This is a genomic window from Butyrivibrio sp. XPD2006 (assembly GCF_000420865.1).
Taxonomy (GTDB): Bacteria; Bacillota; Clostridia; order Lachnospirales; family Lachnospiraceae; genus Butyrivibrio.
In genome coordinates this window covers 130,149-155,706 of the sequence record NZ_ATVT01000003.1, presented here as the reverse complement: position 1 = coordinate 155,706, position 25,558 = coordinate 130,149, and the positions used below count along the sequence as shown (strand labels likewise).

The following is a 25,558-nucleotide window of genomic DNA, read 5'->3' as shown; positions in this document are numbered from 1 at the left end:
GGAATTAAGCTACTTTATGTCTGTGGAGTAAATCTCCGATATGGTGATGTTCTTTTTCCTCTGTCTGCAGTCCGAATGTTGTTCTCATGATAAGCTTGTCAAAGAGCATGTACATAGCCGGCAGAACAAGAAGTACGGTAACCATACTGATGATGGCGCCTCTTGCCATAAGCATGCAAAGAGAACCGATCATGTCAATACTTGATATAAGTCCTACGCCGAAGGTTGCTGCAAAGAAGCTAAGCGCACTTACAATAACCGACTTCATACTTGTCGAAAGAGCTATCAGTGTAGCTTCTTTCTTGTCATGGCCGCTGCTTCTCTCATTCAGATACCTGGTTGTCATCAGGATCGCATAGTCAACTGTGGCACCAAGCTGTATGGTTCCGATAACTACTGATGAAATGAAAGGTATTGTTGTATTTGTGTAATACGGAAGTCCCATATTAACAAAGATTGCAAACTCAATAACCGCAACCAGAATAAACGGAAGCGATACGGACTTAAGTACAAATGCAATGATAAGGAATACCAGTCCGATGGATACTATATTAACTACCTGGAAGTCATGGTCTGTTATTGTTATCAGGTCCTTGGTACAAGGAGCCTCACCTACGACCATAGCCTTTGGATCATAGCTCTTTACAATCTTATCAACGCTTGCTATCTGCTCGTTGATCTCATCAGATGCAATCTTATAATCAGTTGTCAAAAGAACCATTCGCCATTCATCGCTCTCTAAATCAGATAACACATCATCAGGAATGAGCTCTCTTGGAAAAGCCGGTCCTACAATCGAATCTGCGCCGAGTACTGAAAGGATTCCGTCTGTATTCTTGAGTTCTTTTATCATCCGGTTCATTGAAGCACTGTCAAGGTTCTTATCCACCAGAAGCATATACGCGGAGTTCATTTCAAATTTCTCATCGACTTTGTTGGCTCCCTGTACGCTCTCAAGGCTGTCAGGAAGTGTCTGAGTCAGGTCGTAGTAAACTGAAGTGTGATTATTGCCGTATATCGCCGGAACAATCAGTACCAGGAATATCGCAAAGAATGCGAGATAATGCTTTGCAATAAACTTTGGCAGCTTATCAAACTCAGGCATCAAAGGCTTGTGCTTGGTCTTTTCAATAAGACCGTCAAATACAAGTACCATGCTTGGGAGAATTGTTACACATCCAACAACTCCGAAGATAACGCCCTTGGCCATTACAACACCAAGATCAAGTCCCAGTGTAAAGCTCATGAAGCAAAGAGCAACGAAACCTGCAATTGTTGTAATTGAACTTCCGATAACCGACTGGAAGGTCGCCGTTATGGCGTTTGCCATGGCTTCATTCTTATCAGATGTCTTTTCCAGTTCCTCCTGATAGCTGTGCCACAGGAAGATTGAGTAATCAAGAGTTACACCAAGCTGAAGTACTGCACTCAGTGACTGTGTGATAAAAGAAATCTCTCCTTTAAACACATTGGTTCCCATGTTGTAGACGATTGCCATTCCTATACTAAGAAGGAAGAACAACGGAATCAGATAGGAATCCATTGTCAGTGAAAGTACTATTACAGCCAGAAGAACAGCTATACCTACGTAAACCGGTGTTTCCTTCATGGCCAGATTCTTAGTATCTGTAACGATGGCACTCATACCGCTCATGAAGCACTGCTTATTAGAAATCTTTCTGATATCTTCAATGGCATCCATTGTGCAGTCCTCAGATGTTCCTGAGTCAAATACCACAAACATCATTGTGGCATCGCCACTGTTAAAGGCTTCATACACATCGCTCGGAAGCATTTCCATCGGAACGCTCAGATCCATTACCGAGTCATACCAGAGGACCTTCGCAACATGGTCCACATTTTCTATTTGGGATTTTAATTTTGCAACATCCTTCTCTTCCATTCCCTCGGCAACATACAGAACAAAAGAACCTGTTCCGAACTGATCAAGAAGAACGTCCTGTCCCTTCATAGTTTCAATATCTTTGGGAAGATAAGTAAGGATATCGTAATTTACTCTGGTGTTGAAGTAACCTACTGCTGATGGAATCAGAAGTGCTACTGCAACGATCAGGATTACATATCTCAGCTTTACAATCAGATTTGAAAGCTTATTCATAACACCAACTCCTCTTTTTAAAAAATAATTATTGACCAACAGTCACTTTCTGTATTATGGTATATCACATAAATGACCATGAGTCAATTATTTTTGACCGATAGTCATAAATTTTATTTCTTTTTAATAATTTCACTATGAAATAAAAAAACGGGCGCTTTAGCGCTATGTTATAATATGGTTTAGAAGGATGTGATTGTATGGGAAAAGCAGATTTAAACAAGAAACTAAAGATGGAAAACCTCTTAAATGCCTCTTTTGAGTTGTTCACTTCTCAGGGCATCAATAAGACTTCTATTTCCGATATTGTAAATAAGGCAGAAGTAGCCAAGGGAACATTCTATCTTTACTTTAAAGACAAATATGACATAAGGAACAGGCTTATTGCCCACAAGTCCTCCCAGCTGTTCATGCAGGCGTACGATGCACTGGAACACGCCGGTATCACGGATTTTGAGGACCGCATAATCTTCATAATGGACTACGTTCTGGATGAGCTTAACGCCAATAAAGGCCTTCTCTCCTTCATTTATAAGGATCTTTCATGGGCAGTGTTTAAAAGAGCTCTGACAAGCCCCATGACAGAATATGATATAGACTTTTCCGAAGTATACCAAAAGATGATCGAAGAATCCGGACTTGAGCTTCGTGATCCTGAAGTAATGCTTTTTATGATAATCGAACTTGTCGGATCCACCGGCTACAGCTCGATAATGTACAGTGATCCGGTTTCTCTGGATGAACTTAAACCTCATCTGGAAGAAACAGTACGAGGCATAATAAGGGCTTACACCGGCAAACCGAAAAGAAAATCCACCAAATAAAAAATCCCAGCAGGCACGAGCCTGTTGGGATTTTTAAGTTTACTGTATTCAATTATTGCATTACAAATCCACCGTTAGGTGAAATAACCTGTCCTGTTACGTAGGATGCTGTAAGGATATATCCGAGAGCTCCGGCAATATCGGATACGTCACCGATGAATCCCTCAGGAATAGTCTCAGCAAGAGCATTAAGCTCTTCCTGGTTAACGCCACGGAGCATGTCTGTCATGATCATACCGGGGGCGATGGCATTAACACGAATTCCTCTGCCTGCAAACTCAAGAGCAAGTGCTCTTGTAAGGCCGATGATACCTGACTTGGATGCGCAGTAGTCTGCCTGATTGATAACACCGGTAAGTCCTCCAACAGATGATGTATTAACGATACAGCACTGATGATGTCTGTCTGAATGGTTTACCATGTAAGGAAGAACGAGGTGTGTCATGTGCAGGAAGCTCATGAGGTTAGTGTTGATAACATTCTCGTACTGCTCTCTCGTAATGTCGATCCAGTTGCAGTTATTTGTGATACCTGCATTGTTTACAAGAGCGTCGATATTCTCGCCAAACTTGTCAACAGTTGCCTTTACAAGGGCTTCACAGTCTTCATACTTACTAACGTCTGCTCTTACTACAAGAGTATCAACCTTGTACTGCTCCTTAATCTTAGCTGCGAGATTGTCAGAAAGTGCCTTGGATGACTCACTTCTGTAGTTGATAACTACATTGTAGCCAAGCTCACCGAGCTTGAGAGCCATAGCCTCACCAATACCTCTTGAACCACCTGTGATAATTGCTGTTTTTGCCATTTTTTGCATACCCTCCTTTTCTATCTTGTAGAGAGAAATATATTCTCTCTTATGGCCTCCTGATCGTCCGGATATTTCTCCAGATATGACTGCATCATAGTCTGGGCTACCCCAAAATCTCCGCTGTATTCATAGGCTGTAATCTCATTAAGCATCAGTGCCTGATTAAGGTTCTTGTCATCGAGCGCAAGCCCCGCCTCAAAGGATGTCACTGCAGATTCATAATCCCCTTGCTTTATCTGACACATCCCCAGCTGATTGTAAACAAGAGCACTGTCAGGCTCTTCACTCAAATAATTCCTGTAAACACTGATTGCATAGTTATAGTCACCCTGCTTCTCTCCGGTCTGTCCCAGAAGGATAACAACAGGCTCTTTTACCTGGTTTCTCTCATTGTTGGCAGCTTCCAGATAACTCTGTGCCTCACCGTTGTTACCAAGGTAAAAAGAGATCTGTCCCTTCTCAAAATTGGACATAAACTCCCTGCCGTTGTCGATGGCAGTCTGAAGAATGGCTGTAGCCTCATCTGTATAGCCATACTCATCCAGGGCTTTGTATATCATTATGATCATTGAATAATCACGGGAATTGAGCGCTATGGCCTTGGTAAAGTCAGAGTATCCGGCATCGTGATTGCCTGATGCCAGCTCGGCTGTCCCCCTGAGGTAATATGCGTTACTGTCATTGCTTCTAAGAGCAAGAATGGCATCATATACCTCTTTAGCCTTATTATACTCCTTCGTATTAAGATATGCTTCTGCCAGATAATAGTTGGTGTCAAAATCCATGTCATCAACTATTCCCTCATCGGAAGCAAGAGAAGCCAGAAGGTTCTCAATGGCCTCCTCATACTCTCCTCTGTTCAGGTGAGCAATGCCTCTTCCCCTGTAAATAAGGCATTTGTCCTCTCCGCCTTCCTCAGCCGCATTAAAGCTGTCAAGAGCACTCTGATACTCGTGGCTCTCGATATAGCTAAATCCCGAGTCAATATTGTGTCTGCCGTTTAAGCTCCCACAGCCGGTAAGAAAGACTGCTGTAAGCAAAAGACCAGCAACAAAACTTTTATTCATCGTGTTCCCCCATACTTTCGATGATATACGGATTTCTCCACTGCGTTCTCGAAATCCTATATCATCTGAGGTATGCAACAACCTCTACCTCGCAGAGAACGTTTCTTGGAAGCTGTTTAACTGCAACACAGCTTCTTGCGGGCTTACCTGTAAAGTATTTCTCATAAACAGCATTGAATGCTGCAAAATCGCTCATCTCAGCAAGGAAGCATGTTGTCTTTACAACGTGCTCATAGTCTGTGCCTGCTGCATGGAGGATCTCACCAATATTTCTGCATACTCTGTCGGCCTGATCCGCAATAGTTGTAGTATCTATCTCGCCATCCTCAGGATTGATAGGAATCTGTCCTGATGCATAGAGGAAATCCCCTGCCTTGATTGCCTGTGAATAAGGTCCGATAGCCTGTGGTGCCTTGTCTGTTGAAATGTATTCCATGATTATTCCTCCTTGTATATGTTTTATGCGCTGGGATCCTCAAGTGCTCTGCTCATCGAAAACCGCAGTAACATAGAATCCTCTGGCGTTTTCTTCTACTTTGGTAACTACGCCCTCCCTCGCCAGCATTCTCTCACGGAACGGGAAATTGCCCGACATTGCAAGAGATGGATCGATGGTGTAGTAATAATTACTGGGCAGAACACCCTCAGTGACCTTCACATGGTCTCCCTCTTTTAACAGTCCGGGTCGTTCCATTTTAAAAGTCATCTCTCTAGCCATTTTATCACCTCACTATAGCATTATGAAGTAAAAACTCATGCCATCTTTCATAAGATGATGCTTTTAGATGAACATCATCGAAAGAAAGCCCTGCTTCCAGGTTTCCGTTCTCATCATCCACAGCTTCGTTCATATCGATATAAAAGATGGTCTTATTGTCAGCAAGCTCTGCAATTGCTGCATTTCTTGCATTGATCTTCTCGTTGTTGAAATTCTTGTCTGCATCACTCTTGTGCGCTGTTACATGCATGATGCCCTGAATGTAGATGATCGCATCCGGTTGGAGCTCTCTTATCTTGCCTATGACTTCAGCATAAGCAGCTTTAAAATACTCACTGTCTCCGGTTCCTATTTCATTAAGGCCAAGCATGATATAGACCTTGCCAAACTGATTCCTGGTAAGAGCCTCTTCCAGACTGATCTTGCCCTCATCTGTCTTGATGTACTCCTTCTTGAACACATCGAAGATGGTCAGAGATATCTTGGCATAAAAGGTAGCACGTGTATCAAGGGGTTCACAGTATTCGGAAAGTCCTACCGTTCTGGAATCGCCTATAAACACAGCATCTGTGAAATAATCGTCATCAACCTCGGTAAACTCATAGGTTATATCCTCTGAGTTCCCCGAAACGCTGTTTCCCGACAGGCTGTCTCCCGACACATCATTGCCCGAAATATAAACTGCCTCTTCAGGCTCAGACTGGATATCCTGTGCCTGCTGTTCTGTCGTAACCTCCTCCTGCTGTGAAGGGGACTCCGGCGCCTCATCAGTCTGAACATCCTGCGGTAAAAGAGCTTCCTGCTGAATATCACTCCATGGATACACCTCATCAATTGCGCCCTTGAAGGCCAGTGCCAAAAGCGGTATATCTCCGGATTCATATTTATCAGCATATCCGGCATAAACCGTGTCCTTGAATATCAAAGACACTATCGATAATGCAATTGTAATGACCACAATCCCCACAAGGATCGGACATTTCTTAAGAATCTTCACTAATTTGCCTTTCAATCAGAATCTAAAATACAAGAACGGATTGCCTGCTGCTCCTGCCAGGCTGTAAATACATGTCCAGAACAGTATTATCCATGCGATATTGAATAGTACCCTGTTTCTGCGATTAACCCAGAAATCATAAACTCTTGGGATCAGCAGAATAAGTGATGGAAGCAGTACACTCCAGTAAATACCGATATTTTTCAAAAAATCTCCCCGGTTTACAGAGATACCACCGCCTGCAAACGGGAAAAGCCTGGAAAAATAGCATCCAAGCATATCAAAATCAGAAATAGCAAAAACAACCCAGGTAAGCGGAATGATAACAAGTACATTTACCTTACCGACAAACTTCGAAACAGGAGTCGGAAGCTTTTTGAGTACAAAAAGTCTCTCACATATGATAATAAAGCCCAGAACCAGACCCCATATTATAAAGTTCGGGGTTATTCCGTGCCAGAAGCCCGTGATAAGCCATACCACCAGAAGATTTATGACAGTCCTAAGCTGCCCCTTCCTGCTTCCGCCAAGAGGGATGTAAATATAATCCTTAAACCATGATCCGAGCGTGGCATGCCATCTTCTGTAGAATTCGGATATGCTTCCGCTGCCGTAGGGATGATCAAAGTTTGTAATAAAAGGAAATCCGATCATGACACCTATACCTGAAGCCATAAGGGAATATCCCCAGAAATCCAGGTAGAGTTCAAGCGAATAGGTAACGGCGCCAAGCCATGCAAGGGGTGTGGATATACTCTCATATCCGATAGTTCCTATATCTCTCCACAGCATAGCAAGATGGTCTGCAAGAAGCACCTTCATTGCAAGACCTGCCACAAAGAAACGAAGTCCATCCTCAATTGACTCCGCAATCTGTCCCGGAGATGTTTTTTCCCTGAGCATCGGGTTCTCCAGATATCTGTCAAACCTCATAATAGGGCCGGAAACCACCTGTGGAAACATGGTGAAATAAGCCGCAACATCTACGAATGATGCGTCTTGCTCGAATTTGCCCCTATAAACGTCCATCTGATAGCTGATCATTTTGAAGATGTAGAAACTGATGCCAATAGGCAAAAGAGAACTGTCCACATACTGACCAAGGATCTTGAATTCTATAAGCATTCCCGCGTCAATGGCGAGAATAAAGAAAAGCATTGATTTACTCTTTTCACCGGATTGTGCCTTGGCAAAAAGAAAGTTAACAATTACCGCCGCCAGCAAGGCAGGGAACATCCTTAGATCTCCCACCGCATAAAACAAAAGACTCCCAAAAAGAAGAGTCCATGTTCTAAATCTAACCGGTGTAAGATAAAAAGCTACCAAAAATACTGGCAAAAATCTGAATATAAAGTTAAGGTCAGAAAAATTAACCATTTGAGTTATTTATCTCCGCAAGCTTAGTTTCAGCCGCTGCAGCGCTCTTTGTACCCGGGAATTCCGTGATCACTGCATCAAAAATCTCTTTGGCCTTGTCGGTATCGCCACTGTCGTTGTAAGCATTTCCCAGATAATACAGTGTATTTACATTGGTACTGTCATACTGGTAAGCCTTTGAGAGATTGGTTATTGCAGTCTCAAAGTCTTCATTTTTGTATGCCTCATAGCCTGTGTTGTAATAGGACTTAGCAAGCTGAGGTCCGACCTGGGTCATCAGAGAATCGTAAAGTGAAGTAAACTCTGCAGACACATCGCCCTTAATAACATCCAGGTCGATATTTGCAAGAGCTTCTGCCATACCCTCATAGTTCTGAGAGTCTTCCATGTAGATGTTAACGGCTTTCATAAGCGAGTTCATGGCTGCAGATGTAGAATCAACGCCTTCATACTCGGTAACAGTTGCACCAAGGGCATCGATTTCTTCCTTGAGGGAAGCTATCTGCTGTTCATAAGCAACAATCTGTGCAGACTTAGAGTCTGACTCCTCACTGATCTGAGCAATCTTTTCCTGATTCTTGGAGTTTATGCTCTGGATACGCTGAGGAAGTATAAGAAAGCTTGCTACGGCCACACCAAGCACTATACCCAGAAGAATACCCCAGATGGAGTTGCTTCTGGCAATGGCAGACTTCTTGACGGGCTGAATGATCATCTCATTGCCGCTGTTGTATCTGATTACTTCATCATTTTCAGAAGAAGCCACATCGGATACAAGCTTACCGCTCTCACCCGGAAGCAGCATTGAATCTGCCTCTTTGAGGTAACGCTTTGCAAGAAGATTGCCTGTATCAAGCTTAAGAGCCTTCTGAGATTCAATCTTGGCTCTGTCAAAGTTGCCGTTCTTAAGATACAAAAGGGCAAGCAAAAGATGCGCTTTGATAAATCCGGGATTTAATGAAAGCACCTTCTTGAGCTGAATGACTGCCAGATCAAGACTGTCCTGGTGGCAGTAATTGAGCGCTATATTGAATTTCTTGATGGTCTGATTGATATTATCAAATTGTCCGGGATTACTTCTGACCATGTCCATGTAACCATCGGCCAGATTATCCTCAGGTTGAAGGTTCTTGCTGATTACCCACTCAGAGAGAGCAGGTACTGCCTCACCGGTCTCATAATAAACAAGACCCAGAAGATTCCTTGCATCAATGTTGTATTTATTGAGCTTAAGGCTCTGGTGAAGTGCCTCCACAGCTCCTGTCATATCCCTTACTGTGGCCTTCTCAAGCCCTTCGTTGTAATATCTGTTAGACAAACTTTCGAGCTTTTTCTTGGTGGTTGCCATTTTTATTTAGACCTCTTTGCTGTTTCGGATTCTACCTTTGCTTCCTTGAGAAGTTTCACTATAACATCTGACATATCGTCGATGTCCTGGTTGTAGATTATCTCCTCAGCATCCTCAATCTCAAGGCTGGGTCTGAACTTTTTAAGCTCTTCTTCAAAATTTAGCATTACATTTTCCTCTTATATTGTCATCAAATGACTGACTTGATCTGCCCTGCCAGGTACAATGAACCTGCGGCAAATACATAGTCTCCGGATTTTCTCATAGCAATTACATCTGTTACAGCATCCCTCACATTGCTGTAATACTTGATGGGCAGGCCGATTATGCCAAGCTCATCCTTGCTGTCCTCAAAGGCTATCTTGAGATCTGATGTTGATACAGTCCTGTCTGTCTCAAGCGTTGCCACATATATGGAATCGAAAATCCCTCTCTTCAGGATCTGATATATTATGTCCTTGTACTGCTTGTCACCTACAATGCCAAACAGAAGCATCTTACGGCCATCGCAGCCGATATCCTCCACACTGTCAAGGAAAGCCTCTATACCGTCAAGGTTATGGGCTCCGTCCACATAAACTCCGGGGCGCATCTCTTCCATCCTGCAATCCCACTTGGACGTAAGAAGTCCCTCCCTGATATCAAGCTCGGAGATGTTTGCTCCCTTATCCCTCAGAACTTCCAGACAAGTAACGGCAACAGCCGCATTCTGAGCCTGATATTTAGCCTCTGTGGAGAGTTTTAAATCAGCATATTTATCATAAAGGGAATTATATGAAAAAGCAATGTATTTGTTACCGCTCTCATCCCTTACAGACTCTATGTTTTCGATGCTTTTGGGCTCTACGGCAATAGCTCTTGAGTCAAGTTCAAGTGCCCTCTTTTTGATCACTTCACTGCTCTCATGTCTTTTGTCAAAAAAGACTACAGGCACTCCCTTTTTGATGATTCCTGCCTTCTCAGCCGCAATCTCCTCAATGGTTGTACCCAGATACTGCATGTGATCATATCCGATCTCAGTAATGGCAGTGAGAATAGGAGCTGCCACAGCATTAGTGGCATCGAGCCTTCCTCCGAGCCCCGTCTCAAGGATCAGATAATCCACAGGATAAACATCATAGAGAATAACTGCCATGAAGAAAAGAAATTCAAAATATGTGGGGAAATATCCTTCCTTGCCATATTCCATAACTCTTTTCAAGGTCTCAATAAAGACCTCTGCAAAGACTCCTTCGGATATCGGTTTGCCGTCAATTGAAAATCTCTCATTTACTTCCACCAGGTGCGGTGAAGTAAACATTCCAACGGTATAATCCGCCTTGGTCAGAACCGAAGAGATGTAATTACATACAGAGCCCTTACCGTTGGTTCCGGCCACATGGATTATGTTGATATTATCCTGAGGATTTCCCAAAAAGCTCAGGAAATCCTTGGTATCTTCGATGGTGTGCTTATCACTGAAGCTCGGAATCTGATTTAAGAAGCCATCACATTCTGAAATTTTTATCTTGGCACCATTTTCAGCCCTCTCAAGGAGCTCATTAACCTGCGCCAGTAGTAAATCGTCCATAATCAATCTGCTTGCCTTTGGGTCACTTTGACAGCTGAGCAAGCCTTTCTGTTATCTGATCGTAAGTCTGCTGATATTTCTGCTGTTTTTCTTTCTCTTCAGCAATCTTCTCGGCAGGAGCTTTGGAGAGGAACTTCTCATTGCTTAGCATGTTCTGGGATCTCTTAAGCTCTCCCTCAAGTTTCTTCTGTTCCTTGGTCAGACGCTCAATCTCTGCAGAAATATCTACAAGATCTGAGAAAGGAATATATACAGTAGCATCTGCAATAACTACAGATACAGCATCATCAGCAATTCCGTCCTTGCCTGTCTGGCAAACAGACTCTGAAGCATAAGCAAGTGCCTCAAAGAAGAGCTTACCTGTTGTAAAGATATCAAGAACTTCCTTGTTGTCACTTACAACAAATACCTTGGCCTTACGTGAAGGAGCTACGTTCATCTGTGTACGAACGTTACGGATTCCGCGAACAGCTTCCTTGATGGTCTCAATTGCCTTCTCATCAGCGGCAAAGTTCCACTCATCCTTGTAAACAGGCCAGTCGGAGATCATGATTGACTCCTCTTCATCCTGAATAGTACAGAAAATCTCCTCTGTAACGAAAGGCATGTAAGGATGAAGGAGTTTAAGCGCATTTATAAGCACTGTCTGGAGTGTCCAGAGTGCAGCTTCATGAGAAACCGCATTGTCTGAGTTGTACAGACGAGGCTTAACCATCTCAATGTACCAGTCACAGAACTCATCCCAGATAAAGTCATATACCTTCTGAACAGCAATACCGAGCTCAAACTTCTCCATGTTCTCGGTAACTTCCTTGATGGTGTTGTTTAGCTTGGAGAGGATCCAGTGATCAACAGGCTCAAGACCTGCAGGCATCGGCTGGTGAATAGCTGAAGGTGCATCCTCTGCCATGTTCATCATGATAAATCTTGAAGCATTCCATACCTTGTTGGCAAAGTTACGGCTGTTCTCTACTCTCTCGTTGTAGAAACGCATATCATTACCCGGCGCATTGCCTGTAACGATAGTAAGACGAAGTGCGTCAGCACCGTAATTATCGATAACTTCAAGAGGATCAATACCGTTTCCAAGAGATTTACTCATCTTTCTGCCCTGAGAATCTCTGATAAGACCGTGGAAAAGAACTGTCTTGAACGGATAGGTTCCCATATGCTCGTAACTTGAGAAGATCATTCTGATAACCCAGAAGAAGATAATGTCATAACCGGTTACGAGAACATCTGTAGGGAAGAAGTATTTAAGGTCCTCTGTCTCATGAGGCCATCCGAGTGTCTCAAAAGGCCAAAGAGCTGATGAAAACCATGTATCCAGTGTATCAGGATCCTGAGTAAAGTGCTCATGTCCGCACTTAGGACATACCTTAGGAGCCTCTTTTGAAACAACAACTTCTCCGCACTTATCACAGTAATATGCGGGAATTCTGTGTCCCCACCAGAGCTGTCTGGAAATACACCAGTCTCTGATATTGTCAGTCCAGTTGTAATAGATCTTGTCCATTCTCGGAGGGATAAGCTTGATCTCGCCCTCCTTAACTGCCTTAACTGCAGGCTTAATAAGCTCATCCATCTTAACGAACCACTGTGCCTTGATCATAGGCTCTACTGTGGTGTGGCAACGGTCATGAGTACCAACATTGTGAGAATAGTCCTCAATCTTAACAAGAAGTCCCATCTCATCAAGCTCTTTTACAATGGCATCCCTGCACTCATAGCGGTCCATGCCCTCAAACTTGCCACCGTTGGCATTGATGGTAGCATCATCGTTAAGGACATTGATCTCGGGAAGGTTGTGGCGTTTGCCAACCTCAAAGTCGTTAGGGTCGTGAGCAGGGGTGATCTTAACTACACCTGTTCCGAACTCCATATCTACATAGCTGTCCTCTACTATAGGAAGCTCTCTGTTAACTATAGGAAGAAGAACTTTCTTGCCTTTGAAATCCTTGTATCTGTCATCCTCAGGATTAACAGCAACTGCTGTATCACCAAGCATTGTCTCAGGTCTTGTTGTTGCAAACTCGATAAACTTAGTTGTTGATACGGAGCCGTCATCCTCGATAAGAGGATACTTGATATGCCAAAGATGACCTGCCTGCTCCTCATACTCAACTTCTGCATCAGAAATAGAAGTCTTACATATAGGACACCAGTTTACAATCCTGCTTCCTTTATATATGTAGCCTTTCTCATGCATCTTGACGAATACCTCTGTAACAGCTTCGTTACAGCCTTCGTCCATTGTGAACCTCTCTCTGTCCCAGTCACAGGAAGATCCGAGCTTTTTGAGCTGGGAAACGATGGTTCCGCCGTACTCTTTTTTCCACTCCCAAGCCTTCTCAAGGAATTTCTCACGGCCAAGCTCTCTCTTATCGATTCCCTGCTTCTTGAGTTCATCTGTAATCCTGACCTCAGTAGCAATGCTGGCGTGGTCTGTTCCGGGCTGCCAAAGTGCATTAAAGCCCTGCATTCTCTTCCATCTTATAAGGATATCCTGAAGAGTCTGGTCAAAAGCATGACCCATGTGGAGCTTACCTGTGATGTTTGGCGGTGGAATTACAATAGTAAAAGGCTTTTTGGTCTTATCAACCTCAGCATGGAAATATTTCTTTTCTTCCCATTTGTGATAGAGTCTGTCCTCTATATCCCTGGGATTATAGGTTTTTTCGAGTTCTTTCTTCATTATATTCTCCTCATTTATAGTAAAAAATAATAATAATCAGCTATGCTTGGCTTCGTCAAGAGACTTTTGTGAAATAATGGCCTGATGAAGCAGCACCACTTCACCCTTCTTGTGTTCCTTGACGTCATACAAAGCGTTGTCAGCAGCGTACATGTAATCCCAAAGCTTATTGGTCTCGCTCGGTACCGAGTTCCTTATGCCCTGGGAGATGGTGACGACAGGTCCGCTCGGGAAGCGCCTGTTGTCAAACTTAAGAGATGCCACCTGATCACGCAGTGACGTAGCGCATTCCATTATCTCCTCATCTGACATATTCTCATATACAAGAACAAATTCATCGCCTCCGTACCTGAAAGCGTGAACGCTCTGCCTTACGTTGCACAGGTTTGCGATGACCTCTGATATCTTTTTAAGACAAAGATCACCCAGCTGATGGCCATAGGTATCATTGTATATCTTGAAGTTGTCCACGTCCAGAATTTCCACTGCAAGTGAATAACGTCCCTCGTATGCGTCCTCAAATGCCTTGTCAGCATACTTATTAAGGCCGTATCTGTTGCCAAGTCCTGTAAGAGGATCCGTTTCAGCCTGTTTTATCAGCATGATGTTTTCTTTTTCTATAGAAGAAAGCCTGTTCCTTATATTCATAAAGAACTTATAGTTGGCAATACTCTCTTTTTCCTGCTCCAGAGAAGCATTGTAATAGTCCAAAAGAGCCTGATTCTTCTCTTTGGTTTCTCCCATCTTGTCATAAAACTCAATTCTAAGCTTGGCATGTCCCTTGACAAGATTTGGGATATTTAGGTCATTAAGGCTCCTCTCGGCATTCTTGATGATCCTCTTGACCTCACCGTATCTGCCCACTTTCATAAAGAATCTGCAGACCACATAGATATCCTCCATGCTGTCCAGGGCAAACTTATTATTCTGAAGCTGATAAGAAAGCATATCAGCATATTTCTCATAAAGATCCATCTCTCCGAGATAGTAATATCCGCGCATCTTGATATCAAGTACCGGAAGATCCCGGAACAGCTCAAGATTCACACCTTCTGCCTGCTCCAGTTGTTCAATTCCCTGAAGACATTTCTCTACCGATTCCTTCTTATCGAGAATGATGTAGCAATCTGCCTGGAAACAATAGCAGTAAAGGAGATTCCTGAAATAGAGACTTTCCTTCTTATTCTTGCGAATATCCCTGTAGGCTGAACGGATATACCCAAGAGACTGTTTGATCTCTCCGTTATCATAGTATATCTGACCGATGTTGAATTTAAGGAACCCGGGAATACTGCTGTTCTTATCAATATTCTCGCAATATCCAAGTCCGCTCAGGAAGAAATCAAGCGCAAGCTCGGGATTGCCATGATTGAGCGCATCAATTCCAAGGAGATTATAGCATCTTGCCAGATGCTCGTTGTCTCCGCAGCTCTGAAGATATTCGATTGCCTTAAGAAGATTGGTATTGAACTTACGATAGTCTGTACTTATAAGATAGTAGGCATCAGCCAGATAATAATAGCTGTAGCCCAAAAGATTCGTATCGTCTATTTCCTTAGCACGTTTGAGAAGCTTGTTACATGCACCTATAAAGCCTGTTGACATCTTGGCTCTCTCAGAAAGCATCTCTTTATTAAGAAGAACTACATCCTGACCATAGTCATGAATCTTCATATAAGCTCCTCCCCTCTTTCAACAATATTAGAATTTATTTTACAACAACATCGTGGCACTATCAAGAATGTTGTTAACATTGGCAAAACACAGATGGATACTGGGTTTCAAGCATTTTTATGACGTCGGTGTCACTAATTTTCTTGGTTTACATAAATATATTGACCATTCTAGTCATATGAGGTTTTTCCACCCTTACTTCCCGGTTTTTTATCAGCCGATTTAGAATGCCTATTTATGCGGTATTTTGAAAACAGTTTTTCGAATAATCCCCAATTTCCACAGAGTTATCCACATGACACCCGTGTCATTTTCCTATGTCTTTTGTATCATTTATCTGATAATTCGATGTTTTTTGTATTGATTATGCACAATTTGCTTCGTTTTTAAGTTTACATAAGTTTATTGAAAGCAATTTTATGTAAACCTTTTTCGCGATTTTTTATGATTTTTCTCTGTTTTGGCCCTCTAAATCGTCATTAAAGCCGCTCCAGAAGCGGGATATCTCATTATTGACCGAATCGGACAATACTGTTTTATACCCCCTCCATTCTCTTGGGAACAATGCCCTGTAAGTAGCCTGTAAAAACCTGTCATCAAGAAGGGCAACCACACCAATATCCTCACTGGTTCTGATTACTCTTCCTGCTGCCTGAAGTACCTTATTCATCCCCGGATATTTGTATGCGTAGTCAAAGCCGTCAAGACCTCTTTTTTCAAAATAATTCCTTATTACTTCTCTTTCATTGCACACCATGGGAATACCGGTCCCAACAACTATAACACCTATAAGGCTGTCATACTTAAGGTCGATTCCCTCACTGAAGATTCCGCCCATGACACAAAAACCGAGAACATTCTTGTCCTCAACAACCTCCATGTCCATATGGATGATCTGCGAAAGATCAAGATTATTGCCCTCAGAAAACCTGCCAAGGAAATCCTCTCTGGCTTCCTCGGTCATATAGCTCTTTTGCACAAGGATCTCCGTTGTATCGGGATCATAGAAATTATCCTCATAAACGCTGCTGACTTCCTCAAGGAACTGGTGTGACGGGAAGAAAATAAGATAATTACCGCTTCTTGCGCTCACAACACTATGTATGTAATGCGCAACTTTATAATACATATCGTCATTTCTCCTGGAATATCTGCTTGTCACATCGGAGCCTATAAATATCCCCAGTCTGGCAGGATCGAATATAGATTTGGCATAAATCTCAAAATCCTTGTCATCTCCTCCCAATAGGCTCTTATAGTATTGAATCGGAAGCAGCGTTGCAGAGAAGAGTATTGAAGATACTCCCCTGCTCATGCAGGCCGAAAGGTTTCTGGATGGGTCTACACACGCAAGTCTGAGCAGGAAGCTGCCGTCCTCGGCATATTCTCCGTACATCACATAGTGATCATCCAAAAGGTCATATATTGTCAAAAATCTTGATATTTCAAAATAGAACTGGAGTATCTCATCCCTGAAAGGTCCTTCGGAGTGGTCTTCAAGGTACTCGCTTATGATTGCGGAGAGCCTGTCCAGAGGCTGGATAAATCTCTCAATAGAGTTATAGACCACCATCTCATCGCACTCTCTCTTAAGCTCAAGAAGCGCATTGTTGCACTTGCCAAGAGCTGTGACTATGCGGGGATGAAAGTCTTTTATAGTTCTCTTGAGATCTAAAAAGCTCTCTTTCCTGAGGACAGCACTGTACATCTCTCTGCCCCTCTCAAGGAGATTATGGGTCTCATCAACCAGAAAGACGTAGTCATGCCTTATGCCATCGGCAAAAAAACGTCTCAGATATACAAAAGGATCAAAGACATAGTTGTAGTCGCAGATCACACCATCACTCCAAAGGCTCATATCAAGCGACATCTCAAAAGGACATACCTCATGCTTCCTGGCGTAGCTTACAATGGTATCCCTGTCAAAATTGTCTTCATGGGTAAGCATATCGAATATGGCATCGTTGATGCGGTCATAATGTCCCTTAGCATAGGGACAGGCCACCGGATTACAGTTTCTCGTTGCCTCATCAACAAAGCAGATCTTGTCCCTGGCTGTTATGGTAACAGTCTTAAACCTCAGGTTCTGCGCAGAACGCATGATTCCAAAGGCCTCCTCTGCCACAGTCCTGGTTATGGTCTTGGCAGTAAGGTAAAAGATCTTGGACACCTTGCCCTCTCCCATGGCCTTAACAGTAGGAAACACAGTGGATATCGTCTTACCTGTACCTGTAGGAGCTTCCAGGAACAGCTTCTTCTTATGGACTATTGTCCTGTAGACAGCGGCTGCGAGGTCTTTCTGACCATCTCTGTAGGCAAATGGGAAATTCACTGACTTTATTGATAAGGTCCTCTCAAGAGCCCAATCGCACTCAAAATCTGCCCACTTTTTGTATTTCTCTATAAGATCTTCAAACCACCCGGTTATCTCTGAGTAAGTAAACGTAGAGTCAAAGAACTTCTTCTCTTCAGTATCCATGTTGCAGTAAGTCATCCGCACATCGATTTCCGGGTATTGGCGTTCATAGAGATACATGGCTGCATAGCACTTGGCCTGCGCAAGATGCACAGGTACAGGTTCTTTCATCTTGGCCAGTTCTCTGTAAGTTCCTTTAATCTCATCGATCATCGGCGCATAGCGCTCAGTAGGGAGAAAAGAGCTCTGGCCGATTTCCAGGCTGCTGAGAGGCTCATCCATATATCTGTCCAGTATTCCGTCTGCGCGGCCTTCAATGATAAGGTTATACTTATCAAAACTCTTTTCATAAGAAAGAGATACCTCGGCGTGGTAGTCAGGCCCCATACTCTTCTGGATCATACGGTGTATCCTGCCGCCTTCCTGCATGGCATCGGGACTTGCCTGGTGTATTCTGTTGTCTATGTCTCCGGACCTTAAGATAAACTCCACAAGCCCTCTGACTGATACTCTTATATCCATAAAAAAGCTCCCTACGGTATTCACTCAAAGATTATACCATAGAGAGCCTCCTCCTATTTTCCTATTTAACTAAGCATCAATTATCAAACTGCCATTGCGTTAAGAAATGTCTCGAAATTCTTGTTGTATCCTCTGTACTCTACTGTAAGAGGCTGTGTAAGATCAAGACCAAAAACACCAAGGATTGACTTCGCATCAACAACATATCTGTTGTAGTAAATGTCTACATCGAAATCACACTTTGTTGCAGCATCTACAAAATCCTTGACCTGAGCAGGTTTAAGCATGATGTGCTTTTTAATCATTTCTCCTAACATAATAATCACTCCTTACTACCATAAAACAAAAAATCAGTTGCGAAATCGTTTTCGCTTTCGAACTTTCACATATGATAAATTTTTTCAAACGGTTTGTAAATAGGAGTCTGTGACGAATCTGTGAATTGTTTTTGAAAAAATTGTTTGACATTTTTATGTCAATATATATCATTTGAATCCCCCCTCCCTAACTGATAGAAGAAAACAATTTTTTCTTGCAATATTGCGCTAAAAGTTATTAAATTGTAGGAAGAAATTAAAATATAAAGAGGAATAATAAGATGGAAAACCTTAAGATCCCAAAGAACTACAAATCAGCTCTTGATCTTCACGACACACAGGTTGGAATCAAGACCGTCAAAGACTTTTTCCAGGGGATGCTTGCAACAAGGCTCAATCTTCTGCGTGTAACCGCTCCCTTGTTTGTAACTCCCGAGTCAGGACTTAATGATAACCTCAACGGTGTTGAGCGTCCTGTAGCTTTTGACATTCTCAATGAAAACGAGCGTCCGGCTGAAATCGTACACTCTCTTGCAAAGTGGAAGAGATATGCCCTTAAGAAATACGGATTTAACGTAGGCGAGGGCCTTTACACAGATATGAACGCCGTAAGACGAGATGAGATTCCTGATAATATCCACTCAATCTTCGTGGATCAGTGGGACTGGGAAAAGGTTATAAATAAAGAGGACAGAAATATCGATTTCCTCAAGGAAACCGTAAGAAACGTATACAAGGTTCTCAGAAAAACCGAGAAATTCCTGTCCATTCAGTACGATTATATCGAAGAGATTCTGCCTGAGGAGATCTTCTTTATCACAACCCAGGAGCTTGAGGATATGTTCCCCGACAATACTCCCAAGGAGCGTGAATACTTCATTTCCAAGGCTAAGGGTGCTGTCTGCATAATGCAGATCGGTGACGAGCTCGCTTCAGGCGATAAGCATGACGGAAGAGCTCCCGACTACGACGATTGGGAACTCAATGCCGATATCATCGTATACTACCCTGTTCTTGACATCGCACTTGAGCTTTCAAGTATGGGAATCAGGGTTGATGAGGAATCACTTAAGGCCCAGCTTGAGAAGGCAGGATGCACTGAGAGAGCCGAGCTTCCTTTCCAGAAGGCTATTCTCAACAAGGAACTGCCATATACAATCGGAGGCGGAATCGGTCAGTCAAGAATCTGCATGTTCTTCCTCAGAAAAGCTCATATCGGAGAGGTTCAGTGCTCTATCTGGCCTGAAGATATGGTAGAAGAAGCTACCAAGAACGGAATACAGATACTGTAAAAAAATAGCCCGACACTGACAAAGTGCCGGGCTTTTCGTTTATCTTATACTGTCTGTGCCTGCTTTACTACGCTTTTCTCAAGAGCCTCATTCTTGATCCTGTTGAGTGCTGTGCGAACTGCCGGGATCAGAAGAACTACAACAGTCAGAAACGCTTCTGCTCCAAGATAGCTTCCGTTGTATGCTGCTGAATATCCAAGAGGTGACATTCCCTCAGGAGTATAATCCGCAAAGAATACTACACCGGAAAGCACTGCAAATATGAATCTTCCGAGAACTCCTGCAACATAACCCTTGAACATGCCATATTTGGTGTTGTGGAAAAATCCGGCAACGCCAAGAGCTGTGAAAGCAAGTACGTAGTCGCAAAGCATCTGCGGAACACTGATGATATACGGATCTACGATCATTTGAAGAAGGCCGTAAGCAAATGCAGCTGAAAGACTTACTCTCGGGCCGTACAGGTATCCGATATATGTCACAAAGAACATGCTGAATACTGTTACCGATCCGCCCATAGGAAGCTTAAAAAGCTTAACGTTTGAAAGAACGAATGCAAGAGCAAGGCAAAGAGCTGAAACTGTGAGCTGCTTAACGCTGAGCCTTCCCTTTCCGTCTGCATTGATAAAGTAGCTTATAGCAAGGAATGCAATTACTGCAAGAACAACAACAAAGATATAACCGCCCTTTGTGATGTTGTAAGATGTGTAGCCGTCCTCGACTACCTTTTCAAGAAATAAACTCATAAAAAAATCCTCCCTTTATATGACCGTTAAAATGGGAGGGTTCCTGACCTTGATATTCCATAATCAACAAAAGCACAGTATAATGTACCCTGATGAATAAGAGATATCGTTGCTTCCCTACGCCGGTATTATCCGGGTCAGGTAGTAAGGGTTAGTCGTGCGTGGCACGTACAATCTCAGCATAGCTCCCCTAGCGGTTTATTTTTATTTCACATCAATTAAACTATTCTGCATTTGGATTGTCAATAGATTTTGGAGGAAACATGCACAAATATCAATTTCTTTTATTTGACCTGGACGGAACTGTTACGGATTCCGGTCCCGGAATCATGAATGCCGCTCGCAGAGCGCTACTTCGATATAATATCGAAGAAGCAGACACAGAGCGGCTTCGGCTCTTTGTGGGACCTCCTCTCGATAAGAGTTTTATGGAAAGATACGGCTTTTCAGAGGAAGATGCCTGGAAGGCAATCGGGTACTTCAGAGAGTACTACAACGACAAAGGAGTTTTCGAGAACAGTGTATATCCCGGAATGGAAGAACTGCTCTCAGATCTTAGAGGCAAAGGTTATACCGTAGCTATTGCATCCAGCAAACCACAGGTCATGATCCACAAGGTACTCGATCACTTTGATATCGCCAAATACTTTGATGTCATCGTGGGATGTGAGCTCGACGGCACACGATCCACCAAGTCCGAGGTTGTTCAGGAAGTACTCTCTCAGCTTACTGACTTGGCCCGGGAACAGGGTCTTTTCACCGGTGAAGACGAGTTGCAGGAAAGAGCCACAGAACTTGTAAAACAACACGCAATAATGATCGGCGACAGATGCTACGATGCTGAAGGAGCACATGCGCTGGGACTTCCCTGTATAGGCATTCTCTATGGCTACGGAAGCCGCGATGAGATGGAACAGGCCAAGGCTGACTACATACTTGAAACTGTAAAAGATCTGGAGAATTTCTTTGAATAATGCTTTTGACTTAAAACAAATCAAAATACATGCCCTGTGGGCTCTTATCGGCGCTCTGTCAGCTCTTTTGCTGACATTTATTTTCAATGAGTCGGGACTTACACAGCTTGAATCCTTTCAGAGCTCCGAAAGCAGTATGTATCTGATCTCCGACTCCATAGCCATACTGATCATGGTGTACTGCTTTGCAACGCCTCTGGTTGAAGAGATTATCTTCAGGTACTTTATTTTCAACTTCCTGAACAGGCACATAAAAAGAGCTGCCGTCACAATTGTGGTAACAGCAGCCCTGTTTGGCATTTATCATATTCATCCCGTTCAGGCCATATACGGCTTCCTGATGGGGCTTATCATTACATACAGCTATTACAGGCACAGAGTCCTTAGCGTACCGTTTATAGTGCATCTGGCGGCCAATGCCGTGGCACTGGCGTATACCATGCTCAGTCCAGTTTTATGACACTTTCAAGGGTAAAGGAGTAGATATATACTTCCTTTACCTTTTTTCCTGTGGCAGCTTCCAGCGCTCTCTTGTAGAGTTCCAACTGGACAGCATATCTGTCGACCAGTGTCTTATCATCTCTTACCTTGTCAGTCTTGTAGTCCAGAAGGACTATCTCACCATCTTCCAGAAACCAGGCATCCACAATTCCCTGAACAAGGACCATCTCCTCTTTGGGAAATCCCGGATCAAGCTCTCCGGCGGAAACTCCCATCATAAAGGGCTTTTCACGCATCAGTTCGTCCCTTCCGAAAGCATCTGCCATACGCCTTCCAAGATCAGTCAAAAGATAAGTTCTGATGTCCTCAGGTCTTACAACCTCCCTGTACTCATCAGGGATACGCCCGTCCTCAGCGGCCTTATTGATCCAGGCTGAAAGGTTATCCACCGATACATCTGCAAAAGCGTCACCATCAAGCAATTCCATCACCCTGTGATATGCGCTTCCTCTCTCCGCTCCGGTAAGAGGTCCCTGATCCTGTGCATAGTCGGCTGACACAGTTCCAAACTCACCCTCATCCACCATAGCTTTTTTCTTGAGCTCGGATACTGTGGTCTTGGTGAAAAGACCTTTCAGATCCGCGTGAGGGTACTTAGCAAAGAACTTGGCTTTCAATCTCTCAAGCAGATCCTCGTCAATATTACCGCCCATCTCAAGCTCTTCTCTTCGCATTGTAGCCTTAAAGGCACCTGACCTTATTCCGTCAAGAAGATCTTTATCTCCGACAGAGCTTATCTTAAGAGCCGGAGCTGATGTGGCATCTGCCAGAAGAGCATCATATTCTCCACGTGGGAGTTCATACTTATCAATAAGCTCTCCCATAGCAGGATGAAGCATTAACGAGGGAAGCAGCATGGAAAGATAGTTGGCAGCGCTCACCCTCTTTGAGTACGGAAGGACATCTCCGACATTTCCCAGCTGTGAAAGTTCTTTTAACTGGCTATTCAGCGCCCCTGCCATATCTTTGACGCAGGAAGTAATTATCAGCTTCTCCTTGGCTCTTGTAAGAGCAACATACAGAACCCTTATCTCCTCACCCAGATTATCAGTGCCTATCTTGCCTGCTATGATCTGGCGTTTTAAGGTGTCGTATTTGACGCGAAGATCAGTATTTATGCTCTTTACACCTATGCCAAGATCCATGTCGATGATAAGATCACCTCTGGTATCTCTTTTGTCAAAGTCCTTGCTGAGGCCTGCCACAAACACTACCGGGAACTCCAGGCCTTTACTCTTGTGTATACTCATGATGCGCACCACATCCGAGTTCTCGTCTATTGTTCCTGCTTCGCCGTAATCCACCTGAACAACCTTAATATGCTCAATGTAGCGGACGAAGTGGAAAAGACCTCTAAAGCTGGTCTTCTCGAAATCGGCAGCCTTGCGAAGCAGCATCTCCACGTTGGCCTTCCTCTGATTGCCGCCGGGCATCGCTGTAACTACAGCCTCATAATCTGTTCTGTCTATGATGGTCTGCAAAAGCTCATGAACAGGAGTGTAGGTTGACATGCTCCTGTACTCTTCAAGCATCGCCACAAAATCTCTGACCTTGGCTGAGAGCATCTCTTCCAGCTGCAGATCACTTATAAGGCCGTCATAAAGACAATCCCTTCCGGAAAGCTCTTCGTTTTTATTTATTGCAATGCGGATAAGGGCAAGCTCCTCATCTGAGAATCCGCCCACGGAAGAATGCATGACAGCAGTCAACGGCACATCCTGCCTGGGATTGTCGATCACAGTCAGAAAATCCAGCAAAATAGCAACTTCCGATGCATCCAGATAACCGCTCTTTGATTCGATATATGTGGGAATCCCCTGTCCCTCAAGGACATCCTTAAATATCTCATCCCAGCCGGAGGGCGCTCTTAGAAGGATTACTATGTCCTTGAACATGAGCTCAGGGTTTTCCTCCCTGAGGCTGTTTATCCTCTCAGCTATCAGAAGGGCCTCTTTTTCCTTGTCGGACATATCTCTGATGCCCTCATCATCCGTTATATCTTCATCAAGTGTGTCTGCACCATCGACAAAGAGTACCTCCGGTGTGACATCAAAAGCCGGCTCTTCAAAATCTCTTCCGGAGACCAGCATTGCATCGGTATCATACTCAACTCCGCCGAGGTCGTCTCCCATGATCCGTTTAAAGATGTAATTGGTTATCTCAAGGACTTCTCTCCTGCTTCTGAAGTTCCTGTGAAGATCTATTCGTCTGTCAGGTGCCTTCTCATCCCTGTCATAACTGTGGAACTTCTCCATAAAGATTTCAGGTCTTGCAAGTCTGAACTTATAAATGCTCTGCTTGACATCTCCAACCATGAATCTCTCTGAAATATCGGCTGTTTCCCCGGATATAGCCTTAAGTATCATCTCCTGGACATTGTTGGAGTCCTGATACTCATCAATAAGAACCTCCTTGTAATAATCCCTGTATTCCAGGGCCACCTGAGTGGGCTCTTTGGTATCGGGATCCACAAGTATCTGAAGTGCATAGTGCTCCATATCGGAGAAATCAATGATCTGCTTCTGTTTCTTAAGTTCATCAAATCTTGATTTAAATTCCAGTGTAAGTCTGCAAAGTTCTCTGACTGCGCGGTCACAAAGCTCCATATTGGCTATGACGGCCTCTGAAGGAAGAGCAAAGTACTTCTTGATCAGATCTGCGATTTTATCCTTAACATCACCCCTCAGATTTTTGGCAGTTTCTCTCTTATCCGCATTAACTGAAGGGTCCCTTTTTGTCGAAAGTCTGTCGAAGGTAATCGCGCGAAGTCCGTCAAACAGGGCATCGTAGGTATTATATCGCAAAGCCGCATCAATACTGTCTTTTTCACTTTCCAGGAGGTCTCCGTACATATATGGCCCGTCGGGTTCAAGACTCATCCTGTATGCTCTGTCCATTCCGACTGAGCACTCCCTAAGGACACTTATGGCATGATCCACGCACTCCCTGACCCATGGTAGTTCATCAAACGGAGTATCTGACGGTGCGTAATCCAACGCGCGCTCTCTTATCCATTCCTCCGGCCATGGCATACTGTCGGAAAACTTAAAGAGATCATTAATAAATTCGATAGACCTGTCATCTCTGCTGCCTTGATTGAAATAATCCATGAAGAATAAGAAATCACTGTCCTCCACAGATTTCGCCGCTTCATATTCCTCTTCTATAAGCTCCTTGATCACTTCTTCCTGAATGAGTCTGAGCTCTCCCTCGTCTCCCACTCTGAAGGATGGATCAAGACCTATAGAATTGAAATTGTTCCTGATAACATACTGACAAAACGCGTCAATTGTTGTGATCTGAGCATTGTGGATCAGTGTCTCCTGTCTCTGAAGATGAGCATTATCCGGATCCTGAATAAGCTTATCCTGTATAGCCTCTGTTATCTTCTCTTTCATCTGGGCAGCTGCTGCCTTGGTGAAAGTAACAACCAGAAGATGATCCACATCAAGTCCTGCGCAGACCATCCTGATAATGCGCTCGACAAGGACAGCCGTCTTACCTGATCCGGCTGCTGCAGATACCAGTATATTGCAGTCTCTGGCATCAATGACTGCCTGTTGTTCTTTTGTAAATTCTACTCCCATATT

General features: G+C 43.6%; 20 protein-coding genes and 1 riboswitch. Of the genes, 4 read left to right on the top strand and 16 right to left on the bottom strand.

What is annotated here, in order from left to right; translation table 11 throughout:
- Positions 1 to 4: 4 nt before the first annotated feature.
- Positions 5 to 2,119, bottom strand: a complete 2,115-nt coding sequence (locus G590_RS18385) for an efflux RND transporter permease subunit (protein ID WP_035762530.1) — start codon at positions 2,117 to 2,119, stop codon at positions 5 to 7.
- A gap of 200 nt (positions 2,120 to 2,319) precedes the next feature.
- On the opposite strand from G590_RS18385, the gene G590_RS0104510 reads away from it, so the two are divergent.
- The gene (locus G590_RS0104510; protein WP_022764482.1) at positions 2,320 to 2,943 is read left to right on the top strand and encodes a TetR/AcrR family transcriptional regulator; all 624 of its coding nucleotides are present in this window, start codon (positions 2,320 to 2,322) and stop codon (positions 2,941 to 2,943) included.
- Between the two features lie 52 nt (positions 2,944 to 2,995).
- Here G590_RS0104510 and G590_RS0104505 read toward each other — a convergent pair whose 3' ends face one another.
- The 13 genes from G590_RS0104505 to G590_RS0104445 form a co-directional block, all read right to left on the bottom strand.
- Positions 2,996 to 3,751, bottom strand: a complete 756-nt coding sequence (locus tag G590_RS0104505) for an SDR family NAD(P)-dependent oxidoreductase (protein ID WP_022764481.1) — start codon at positions 3,749 to 3,751, stop codon at positions 2,996 to 2,998.
- 20 nt (positions 3,752 to 3,771) lie between these two features.
- The gene (locus G590_RS0104500) at positions 3,772 to 4,821 is read right to left on the bottom strand and encodes a tetratricopeptide repeat protein (protein WP_022764480.1); all 1,050 of its coding nucleotides are present in this window, start codon (positions 4,819 to 4,821) and stop codon (positions 3,772 to 3,774) included.
- Positions 4,822 to 4,882: 61 nt separating this feature from the next.
- Positions 4,883 to 5,257, bottom strand: coding sequence for a RidA family protein (locus tag G590_RS0104495; RefSeq protein ID WP_022764479.1), 375 nt, complete (start codon positions 5,255 to 5,257; stop codon positions 4,883 to 4,885).
- 39 nt (positions 5,258 to 5,296) lie between these two features.
- Positions 5,297 to 5,539, bottom strand: a complete 243-nt coding sequence (locus G590_RS0104490) for a hypothetical protein (protein ID WP_022764478.1) — start codon at positions 5,537 to 5,539, stop codon at positions 5,297 to 5,299.
- Positions 5,540 to 5,543: 4 nt separating this feature from the next.
- Positions 5,544 to 6,536, bottom strand: coding sequence for a GDSL-type esterase/lipase family protein (locus tag G590_RS0104485; RefSeq protein ID WP_026493928.1), 993 nt, complete (start codon positions 6,534 to 6,536; stop codon positions 5,544 to 5,546).
- A gap of 15 nt (positions 6,537 to 6,551) precedes the next feature.
- The gene (locus G590_RS0104480; protein ID WP_022764476.1) at positions 6,552 to 7,913 is read right to left on the bottom strand and encodes an MBOAT family O-acyltransferase; all 1,362 of its coding nucleotides are present in this window, start codon (positions 7,911 to 7,913) and stop codon (positions 6,552 to 6,554) included.
- A complete protein-coding gene (locus G590_RS18380) occupies positions 7,906 to 9,261 on the bottom strand; it encodes a tetratricopeptide repeat protein (protein ID WP_022764475.1) in 1,356 nt (451 codons plus the stop codon). Before G590_RS18380 ends, G590_RS0104480 begins: the two co-directional genes overlap by 8 nt.
- A 2-nt stretch (positions 9,262 to 9,263) precedes the next feature.
- Positions 9,264 to 9,428 (bottom strand): hypothetical protein, encoded by a 165-nt coding sequence (locus G590_RS21495; protein ID WP_022764474.1) that lies wholly within the window; start codon positions 9,426 to 9,428, stop codon positions 9,264 to 9,266.
- A gap of 23 nt (positions 9,429 to 9,451) precedes the next feature.
- A complete protein-coding gene (locus tag G590_RS0104465; protein ID WP_022764473.1) occupies positions 9,452 to 10,831 on the bottom strand; it encodes a bifunctional folylpolyglutamate synthase/dihydrofolate synthase in 1,380 nt (459 codons plus the stop codon).
- A gap of 22 nt (positions 10,832 to 10,853) precedes the next feature.
- Complete coding sequence (locus G590_RS0104460; protein WP_022764472.1) at positions 10,854 to 13,526, bottom strand: valine--tRNA ligase; 2,673 nt, start codon at positions 13,524 to 13,526, stop codon at positions 10,854 to 10,856.
- 36 nt (positions 13,527 to 13,562) lie between these two features.
- Positions 13,563 to 15,200 (bottom strand): GGDEF domain-containing protein, encoded by a 1,638-nt coding sequence (locus G590_RS0104455; protein WP_022764471.1) that lies wholly within the window; start codon positions 15,198 to 15,200, stop codon positions 13,563 to 13,565.
- 442 nt (positions 15,201 to 15,642) lie between these two features.
- A complete protein-coding gene (locus tag G590_RS0104450; RefSeq protein WP_022764470.1) occupies positions 15,643 to 18,138 on the bottom strand; it encodes an ATP-dependent DNA helicase in 2,496 nt (831 codons plus the stop codon).
- An 83-nt stretch (positions 18,139 to 18,221) separates the two neighbouring features.
- On the bottom strand, positions 18,222 to 18,455 hold the full coding sequence (locus G590_RS0104445; RefSeq protein ID WP_242829760.1) for an HPr family phosphocarrier protein: 234 nt from the start codon (positions 18,453 to 18,455) through the stop codon (positions 18,222 to 18,224).
- 281 nt (positions 18,456 to 18,736) lie between these two features.
- Here G590_RS0104445 and asnA point away from each other — a divergent pair, with 281 nt between their 5' ends.
- Positions 18,737 to 19,747 carry an aspartate--ammonia ligase gene (asnA, locus tag G590_RS0104435; RefSeq protein WP_022764467.1) on the top strand — a complete coding sequence of 337 codons (1,011 nt, stop codon included), beginning with the start codon at positions 18,737 to 18,739 and terminating at the stop codon, positions 19,745 to 19,747.
- 44 nt (positions 19,748 to 19,791) lie between these two features.
- Here the strand turns inward: asnA and thiT are convergent, their stop codons facing one another.
- The gene (gene thiT / locus G590_RS0104430) at positions 19,792 to 20,493 is read right to left on the bottom strand and encodes an energy-coupled thiamine transporter ThiT (protein ID WP_022764466.1); all 702 of its coding nucleotides are present in this window, start codon (positions 20,491 to 20,493) and stop codon (positions 19,792 to 19,794) included.
- Positions 20,494 to 20,590: 97 nt separating this feature from the next.
- Positions 20,591 to 20,695, bottom strand: a riboswitch (TPP riboswitch).
- A gap of 61 nt (positions 20,696 to 20,756) precedes the next feature.
- Here thiT and G590_RS0104425 point away from each other — a divergent pair.
- Both G590_RS0104425 and G590_RS0104420 read left to right on the top strand, forming a co-directional pair.
- Positions 20,757 to 21,467: an HAD hydrolase-like protein gene (locus G590_RS0104425; protein ID WP_022764465.1), complete on the top strand. Its 711-nt coding sequence runs from the start codon at positions 20,757 to 20,759 to the stop codon at positions 21,465 to 21,467.
- Positions 21,460 to 21,927 carry a CPBP family intramembrane glutamic endopeptidase gene (locus G590_RS0104420; RefSeq protein WP_022764464.1) on the top strand — a complete coding sequence of 156 codons (468 nt, stop codon included), beginning with the start codon at positions 21,460 to 21,462 and terminating at the stop codon, positions 21,925 to 21,927. The genes G590_RS0104425 and G590_RS0104420 overlap by 8 nt, the downstream gene beginning before the upstream one ends.
- Here G590_RS0104420 and addA read toward each other — a convergent pair.
- A complete protein-coding gene (addA, locus tag G590_RS0104415; RefSeq protein WP_022764463.1) occupies positions 21,911 to 25,555 on the bottom strand; it encodes a helicase-exonuclease AddAB subunit AddA in 3,645 nt (1,214 codons plus the stop codon). The two genes, G590_RS0104420 and addA, sit on opposite strands and share 17 nt — an antisense overlap.
- Between the last annotated feature and the right edge of the window lie 3 nt (positions 25,556 to 25,558).

Bases quoted from the DNA above. Each gene is read 5' to 3' on its own strand.
- G590_RS0104425 (WP_022764465.1), top strand. From the start codon at position 20,757: ATGCACAAATATCAATTTCTTTTATTTGACCTGGACGGAACTGTTACG.
- G590_RS0104505 (WP_022764481.1), bottom strand. From the start codon at position 3,751: ATGGCAAAAACAGCAATTATCACAGGTGGTTCAAGAGGTATTGGTGAG.
- G590_RS0104455 (WP_022764471.1), bottom strand. From the start codon at position 15,200: ATGAAGATTCATGACTATGGTCAGGATGTAGTTCTTCTTAATAAAGAG.
- asnA (WP_022764467.1), top strand. From the start codon at position 18,737: ATGGAAAACCTTAAGATCCCAAAGAACTACAAATCAGCTCTTGATCTT.
- addA (WP_022764463.1), bottom strand. From the start codon at position 25,555: ATGGGAGTAGAATTTACAAAAGAACAACAGGCAGTCATTGATGCCAGA.
- G590_RS0104500 (WP_022764480.1), bottom strand. From the start codon at position 4,821: ATGAATAAAAGTTTTGTTGCTGGTCTTTTGCTTACAGCAGTCTTTCTT.
- G590_RS0104510 (WP_022764482.1), top strand. From the start codon at position 2,320: ATGGGAAAAGCAGATTTAAACAAGAAACTAAAGATGGAAAACCTCTTA.
- G590_RS0104445 (WP_242829760.1), bottom strand. From the start codon at position 18,455: ATGTTAGGAGAAATGATTAAAAAGCACATCATGCTTAAACCTGCTCAG.
- G590_RS0104480 (WP_022764476.1), bottom strand. From the start codon at position 7,913: ATGGTTAATTTTTCTGACCTTAACTTTATATTCAGATTTTTGCCAGTA.
- G590_RS0104465 (WP_022764473.1), bottom strand. From the start codon at position 10,831: ATGGACGATTTACTACTGGCGCAGGTTAATGAGCTCCTTGAGAGGGCT.
- G590_RS0104450 (WP_022764470.1), bottom strand. From the start codon at position 18,138: ATGGATATAAGAGTATCAGTCAGAGGGCTTGTGGAGTTTATCTTAAGG.
- G590_RS0104495 (WP_022764479.1), bottom strand. From the start codon at position 5,257: ATGGAATACATTTCAACAGACAAGGCACCACAGGCTATCGGACCTTAT.
- G590_RS18385 (WP_035762530.1), bottom strand. From the start codon at position 2,119: ATGAATAAGCTTTCAAATCTGATTGTAAAGCTGAGATATGTAATCCTG.
- G590_RS18380 (WP_022764475.1), bottom strand. From the start codon at position 9,261: ATGGCAACCACCAAGAAAAAGCTCGAAAGTTTGTCTAACAGATATTAC.
- thiT (WP_022764466.1), bottom strand. From the start codon at position 20,493: ATGAGTTTATTTCTTGAAAAGGTAGTCGAGGACGGCTACACATCTTAC.
- G590_RS0104460 (WP_022764472.1), bottom strand. From the start codon at position 13,526: ATGAAGAAAGAACTCGAAAAAACCTATAATCCCAGGGATATAGAGGAC.
- G590_RS21495 (WP_022764474.1), bottom strand. From the start codon at position 9,428: ATGCTAAATTTTGAAGAAGAGCTTAAAAAGTTCAGACCCAGCCTTGAG.
- G590_RS0104490 (WP_022764478.1), bottom strand. From the start codon at position 5,539: ATGGCTAGAGAGATGACTTTTAAAATGGAACGACCCGGACTGTTAAAA.